The sequence below is a fragment of the Pedomonas sp. genome (assembly GCF_036515995.1).
GTDB lineage: Bacteria > Pseudomonadota > Alphaproteobacteria > Sphingomonadales > Sphingomonadaceae > Pedomonas.
Genome location: NZ_DATBUP010000095.1, coordinates 25,168 through 31,946 on the forward strand (window position 1 = coordinate 25,168; position 6,779 = coordinate 31,946).

At 63.6% G+C, this 6,779-nt stretch carries 4 protein-coding genes; 3 read left to right on the forward strand and 1 reads right to left on the reverse strand.

Annotation, left to right across the window (positions count from 1 at the left end; translation table 11 throughout):
- Positions 1–5: 5 nt before the first annotated feature.
- Positions 6–1,310, forward strand: a complete 1,305-nt coding sequence (gene pncB, locus VIG90_RS07485; RefSeq protein ID WP_331592870.1) for a nicotinate phosphoribosyltransferase — start codon at positions 6–8, stop codon at positions 1,308–1,310.
- A gap of 206 nt (positions 1,311–1,516) precedes the next feature.
- Entirely contained in the window at positions 1,517–3,061 is a 1,545-nt protein-coding gene (locus VIG90_RS07490) for a PAS domain-containing sensor histidine kinase (protein WP_331592871.1), read from the forward strand.
- Between the two features lie 33 nt (positions 3,062–3,094).
- On the opposite strand, the gene VIG90_RS07495 is transcribed toward VIG90_RS07490, so the two are convergent.
- On the reverse strand, positions 3,095–4,912 hold the full coding sequence (locus VIG90_RS07495) for a diguanylate cyclase (protein WP_331592872.1): 1,818 nt from the start codon (positions 4,910–4,912) through the stop codon (positions 3,095–3,097).
- Between the two features lie 472 nt (positions 4,913–5,384).
- Here VIG90_RS07495 and VIG90_RS07500 point away from each other — a divergent pair, with 472 nt between their 5' ends.
- A complete protein-coding gene (locus tag VIG90_RS07500; RefSeq protein WP_331592873.1) occupies positions 5,385–6,644 on the forward strand; it encodes an efflux RND transporter periplasmic adaptor subunit in 1,260 nt (419 codons plus the stop codon).
- The last annotated feature ends 135 nt before the right edge of the window (positions 6,645–6,779 follow it).

A 6,779-nucleotide genomic window follows, 5' to 3' on the forward strand; every position in this document is an offset into this window, starting at 1 on the left:
CGGGTATGATTTTCACCGATATCGCAACTCGTACCTATAACCACGGCTGGCGGCTCGACCCGATCGTGCGCAGCCTGCTCGACACGGACTTCTACAAGCTCCTGATGCTCCAGATGATCCGGGGCCTCTACCGCGACGTGGACGTCACTTTCTCCCTCATCAACCGGACGGCGTCGGTGCGGCTGGCGGACGTGATCGACGAGGGGGAGCTGCGCGCCCATCTGGACCATGCGCGCACGCTGCGCTTCAGCCAGAAGGAGTTGATCTGGCTGGCAGGCAACAGCTTCTATGGCCGCAAGCAGATCTTCGAGCCGGACTTCATGGCCTGGCTGGCCGACTTCCAACTGCCAGACTACGAGCTGACGAAGGAAGACGGACAGTACCGGCTCTCCTTCCACGGACCGTGGACGCACACGACAATGTGGGAGATTCCGGCCCTCAGCATTGTGAATGAACTGCGCTCCCGCGCTGCCGTGCGCGGCATGGGGCGCTTTGCCCTCGATATTCTCTATGCGCGGGCAAAGGCGCGTCTGTGGGAGAAGATCGAGCGGCTGCAGCGCCTGCCGGACCTGCGGCTGTCCGATTTCGGCACCCGCCGCCGCCATGGCTTTCTCTGGCAGAACTGGTGCATTGCCGCGCTGAAGGAGGGGCTGGGCAGCAAGTTCATCGGCACCAGCAACGTGCTGCTGGCCATGGAAAACGACCTCGAGGCAATCGGTACCAACGCGCACGAGTTGCCGATGGTGCTGGCGGCGCTGGCGGCCTCGGACGAAGAGCGGCTAGAGGCTCCCTACCGGGTGCTGCAGGACTGGCAGAGCTACTACAGCGGCAACCTGCTGGTGGTGCTGCCCGACGCCTTCGGCACTCACGCCTTTCTGGAACGCGCACCAAGCTGGGTGGCGGACTGGACCGGCTTCCGCCCGGATTCCGCGCCGCCGATCGAAGGCGGTGAGCGCATCATGCGCTGGTGGCAGGGCAAGGGAGCCGACCCGAGGGAGAAGCTGCTGGTGTTCTCCGACGGCATGGACGTGGACGCCATCGAAGAGGCCTACCGGCATTTCGACGGCCGGGTGCGACTCAGCTTCGGCTGGGGCACCAACCTGACCAACGATTTCGCGGGTTGCGCCCCGGATGACCGGCCGGGGCTGGAACCGATCTCGCTGGTCTGCAAGGCAACAAGTGCCAACGGCCGCCCGGCGGTCAAGTTGTCCGACAATCCGGCCAAGGCAACCGGAGACCGGCAAGAAATAGCGCGCTATGTGCGCCTGTTCGGCGAGTCGGGGCGGGCTGAACGGCAGGTCAAAGTCTGAACATGCACTGCATGGTTGTTACTAAAGACCAGTTTAACACGTCTCGTGCCCGTTTCAGGCGAATGATCTTTGACAGCCGCGCTTAATCCTGTTCTGTTCCGTGTTCATGTGCGCAAAGCGGACTATCTAGCAATCACCGTGCATCTGCTCTGTGTTTCGGGCAGGCACCTTAAAAGTCGATAAGCGGATGTGGCCGTAAGAGAGATATGACGTTAGCCCAGATCAACGACCGTCGCTTCGAGCTGCTCGTCAAGGCCGTGGTCGATTACGCAATCTATATGCTGGATCCCCAGGGTCATGTGGTCAGCTGGAATTCCGGCGCGCAGCGGATCAAGGGCTATAGTGAGGCCGACGTCGTAGGGCGTCACTATGAGATGTTCTTCACGCCCGAGGACCGGGATTGCGGCACACCGGACTTTGCCCTCGCCAACGCGCTGAAAAACGGCCGACACGAGGCGGAAGGCTGGCGCGTGCGCAAGGACGGCACCCGCTTCTGGGCGAGCGTGGTGGTTGATTCCATCCGCGATGACAACGGACAGCACCTCGGCTTCGCCAAGGTGACCCGCGACATGACGAGCCAGCGCAATGCGCAGCTGGCGTTGTCCCTGACGCGGGAACAGCTGGCGCAGGCACAGAAGATGGAAGCCATCGGCAAGCTGACCGGCGGCGTGGCGCACGACTTCAACAACCTGCTGATGATCATCAACGGCTATGCCGACATTCTGCGCCGCCGGCTGGAGGCGCCCGAGGATGTGACGGCGATCGACACCATTCGGCACGCTGCCCAGCGAGGGCGCAACCTGACGCGCCAGCTGCTCGCCTTCTCGCGGCGGGAGCCGCTCAATCCGGTGGTGATGGACCCGGCGCGGAAGATCTCCGAGATGAGAGACCTGATCACCGGATCGCTGCGCGGCGATCTGGATCTGGAGATCGAGCTGCCGCCGGTGCTTCATCCGGTGCGCATCGATGCCGGTGAATTCGAACTGGCCATGGTCAATCTGGCGATCAACGCGCGGGATGCCATGCCGCAGGGCGGGCGGCTGACGATCAAGGCACAGAACGTCGCGCTGCCCAACGGCGATGCGCCGCACTTGCGCGGGCAGTTCGTCTCCATTGCCATCAGCGATACCGGCACCGGCATTGCGCCCGAGCATCTGAGCAAGATCTTCGACCCGTTCTTCACCACCAAGGACGCCAAGAACGGCTCGGGCCTCGGCCTGCCGCAGGTTTACGGATTTGCCGCGCGTTCGGGCGGAACCGTGACGGTAAACAGCACCCTCTGGAAGGGGACGACCTTCACCATCTATCTGCCGCGGGCGAACGCGGGGCTGGAGAAGGCCAGAGCGCCGGAAGCGCCGGAGTTGCGGGAACTTCCGGGCGGGACGGCCCTCCTGGTGGAAGACAATCAGGACGTGGCCACCGTCACTGCCAGCATGCTGCACGAACTGGGATATCAGGTCGTGCGGGCAGCCAGCGCATCGGACGCGCTGGAACACCTGCGAGCCGGTGTGCGAGTGGACTTCATGCTGAGCGACATCATCATGCCCGGCAGCATCAACGGAGTGGAGCTGGAAGACATCGTGCGGCGAAACTATTCGCTGGTGCCGGTGCTCCTGATGACCGGATGCAGCGACAACGCCCTGCAGCAGAATCTGGAGCGGCCGGTTCTGCGCAAGCCGTTCGATATCGAGATGCTGCGCCAGGCCCTGTTCAACATGGTCTATGACAGCACGGTTGCTGCGCAGGCCTGAGCGGCACGCGATGCGGTCAGGTGAGAGGCCAGCTCAGGCCTCTTGCGCTGCCTGTTCTTCCTTGCGGCGAATGCGGGGTGACTCTGACGGGACGGACGGCGCAACGACGACGCGGTTCCGCCCCTCGGACTTGGCCTGATAGAGAGCCTGATCCGCCAGGCGGATCAGGACTTGCGTGTCCGCCTCGGGGAACTGACGGGTATCAACGACGCCGATGCTCGCGGTGATACGGCGCTCGGCGGTGCCGAAGATCATGGACATGTTCGCGCCGGCCAGATGACGGCGGGTGCGCTCAGCGAGGGCGTGCAGTTCCTCGCCGCTTTTGCCGGGAATGATGGCGCAGAACTCCTCGCCGCCGAGCCGGGCAATGATGCCGCCCTCCTGCCGCAGGCTGGTCAGCAGATCGGCGATGCGCTGAAGGGCGTGGTCGCCCACATCATGGCCGAAGGTATCGTTGATTGACTTGAAGTGATCGATATCGATCAGCATTAGCCCGACACAGCCGCCGCTCGTCTGGAGGGAGCCCAGTTCCTTGCGGAACCGCTCGGTCAGACCGCGGCGGTTGTAAAGTTTGGTGAGTGGATCGGTTTCCGCCAGCACCATCAGCTCGCTCTGGCGCGCGCGGGCCTGGTCGCGCTCTGCGCGCAGGTTGGCAAAGCTGCGCGTGGCGACATAGGACAGCCAGAGGGTCTGCATGGCCCCGGCGATCATGACGAGCAACTGGTCGCTCAGGACATCGCTGGAGAGGCCGAAGGTGTTCTGGAACGACGACGCCACGGCCAGCACGGGCAGGATCCATGCCAGCGCGAAATCCTTTGCCGCTTCGCTATTCTTCACGACGCCAATGATCAGAGCCACCACCACCAGGCACATGAGGACGATTGTCGTGAGCGAGTACAGGGACGCGATCAGCGTCGCAGTGCCCGGCGGCGCGAACGCCCAGAGGACGGCCAGGGCGAGCCCCAGTGCCGTTGCGCAATGAAAAAGGGCGGTGAACCATCTGGGCAGGACCCAGTCTTCCAAGGCAGCCAGCATGTACTGGCTTGCAAGAATGATCGCCAGCGTGGCCAGAAGGGCGATAAGGCGAACGGTGGCCTCGCCGGCGAGGCCTGGCGCAAACAGAAGCATGAGCTGGGTCCAGACCAGGCCCCATACGAACATGCTGGCGAGCCAAGCGGCATGCCAGTACACGGCCTTGTAGCCGCTCACCGCCGCCAGAAGCATGTTGTAGACGAAGGAGGCGGCGATCAGGCTGAGAGTGGCGCCGACGAGCAAGGCAGTCAGGCTGACGGTCAGGCCCATTTGCGAAATCGTCGAGAGCTGCATGCGCAGCACTTTGTATGCGGCAAGGCGATCCAGCCCGATGGTGACCGCCTCGAGCGGGGCCGTGTGGCGGCTGGTATTGAAGGCGATGTGCCCGTTGGGGCGCCAGTAGGACCCGTAGTCGCCCTTGCGAACCTGATGGCTTTCAACCGAGCCGTCTTCAAAATGGAAATTGACCCGGAGCGTTTCGAAGCGGGTGGAGCGTATGGAGATGGACCAGTCTGGCCAAGCCTGCTGCTCGGGCGTCAGCTGGTGGCGCAGCCAGACCCACCGGTCGGTGTAGCTGGCTGGATGGCCTTCACATTCATAGCTGGCACCGCGCGCTTCTGCCGGAGTCAGGGCCGAGGATGTGGTGGTGTGGCAGATGTCGAGGCTGGCGGGCAGGTGCAGCGTTACCCGCGACGGAATTGAAATGGCGCTGATTACCAGAATGAACGCGAGCAGCCACAGCAGCCGGACCTTGGCCGACGTGATCGCAAGGGCCTCGGTCAACCGATGCATCAGCTGTGATGTCGTAAGGCCTGCCACTTTACTTTCCTGACTTCACCTTGCCGCTTGCAGTTACGACGCTAAACCCCGGACCGACACTTCATTGCCTATACCAAAAGGACAAGACAACGAATATCGTGACGGTACGCTAGGATGTCACACCCGCGAGCAAGACCTTGGCGTGCCAACTCAAACCGCCGTGCCCCCAGTATGCCAGAAGGTTTAAGCGGCGCGGTTCGACGCGCTTTGCAAGACCAGACACCGTAGACTAGTCCAAATTTATTGATAATTGCTTGCTCGCGGCCGGAATATTCTCCTTCTGCGTCAAGGGATCGGTCTTGAAATTCATACGTTACCTTCGAGGAACTTCCCTAGGGGAAACTTGGGGGATTTTCCGGGTGACTGCCGACTGACGGGGTCTGGCAAGCCCCGGAGCACCGGGGGCGCGAGCTGAACGGTACCGGCCGAGCAGCGTTTACAGCTCGGGTGTTTCCACTCTGATGGAGGCGGCATGCGGTTGCGTATTCAGCTCGATCCCAACCAGCGGGTGCGCTGCGCCTCTGTAATTCTGTCATGCGCTCTTGCCCTGGGGCTGGCTGCCTGCGGCGAGGATGAGGCGCCGCCTGCACCGCCGCCGCCCGAAGTCGTGGCCCAGGTGGTCAGGACGAGCCCCGTTCCAAACATTGTTGAACTGCCCGGCCGTCTCCAGGCTGTGCGGACCGCCGAGGTGCGGGCCCGCGTAGACGGCATTGTAGAGCGCCGCATGTATGTGGAAGGCACGGACGTGAAGGCCGGAGCGGTGCTGTTCCAGATCGACCCCCGGCCTTTGAAGGCCCGGCTGGACGCGGTACAGGCCACGTTGCGCCGGGCGCAGGCGGAAGCCACGAATGCCGCGCGCGACGTTGCGCGGTTCGAGCCGCTGGTGGCGCGCAACGCTATCAGCCGGCAGGAGTTCGACGCGGCGCAGGCGCGCCTGGCCCAGGCGGAAGCAGACGTGGGATCGGCGAAGGCGCAGGTTGAACAGGCGCGGCTGGATCTGGGATATGCAACTGTCACTGCACCGATCAGCGGACGGGCGGGCCGGGCGCAGGTGACGGAAGGCGCTCTTGTCAGCGCGTCGCAAGGCACGCTGATGGCAACGGTCGAGCAGTTGGACCCGATCTACGTCAACTTCTCCCAATCGAGCAGCAAGCTGCTTGAGTTGCGCAAGGATCTGGACACCGGGCGGCTGCGCATCCCCGATCTCAAAAGCATTCGGGTAACCCTGCTGCTCGAGGACGGCACCGCCTACGGCGAGGCGGGCCGCATCAACTTCCTCGACATGGCGGTCGATCCCGGAACCGGGACGGTCAGCCTGCGCGCCGAGATCCCGAACAAGGAGCGCGTGCTGCTGCCCGGCGAATTCGTGCGCGCCCGGGTGGAGGCGGGCACCAACCCAAACGGCATCGTCGTACCGCAAAAGGCGGTCCAGCTTTCCAGCGGCGGCGCAACCGTGGTGGTGGTGGGCGAGAACAATGCGGTGGCGGTCCGCCCGGTCAAGCTGGGTGATCTGTTCGGCGAGGACTGGATCATCGAGGAGGGATTGAAGCCCGGTGAGCGTGTGGTTGTGGAAGGCCGCATGAAGGTGCAGCCGGGCATGACCGTGCGCGTGGCCGAGGCGTCCGCCGCCGCCACGGCCCCGAATGCGGGCGCGGCATCCGGCACGAACTCCGGTGGGGCACCGGCAGGGAACAAGACCCAGGGTCAGGCCCCCGTGCCCGATAAGAATTAAGGGGCTGATCGCAGGGGCCGGGTACAGCAGGAGGTCGGGAAAGGGCCAATGTTCGCACGTTTCTTCATTGACCGGCCCGTCTTCGCCATTGTGATCGCGTTGGCCATCACCATTGCCGGTATTCTGGCGGTTCGC

Excerpts from the sequence above, each read along its gene's own strand:
- VIG90_RS07500 (WP_331592873.1), top strand. The coding sequence starts at position 5,385 with ATGCGGTTGCGTATTCAGCTCGATCCCAACCAGCGGGTGCGCTGCGCC.
- pncB (WP_331592870.1), top strand. The coding sequence starts at position 6 with ATGATTTTCACCGATATCGCAACTCGTACCTATAACCACGGCTGGCGG.
- VIG90_RS07490 (WP_331592871.1), top strand. The coding sequence starts at position 1,517 with ATGACGTTAGCCCAGATCAACGACCGTCGCTTCGAGCTGCTCGTCAAG.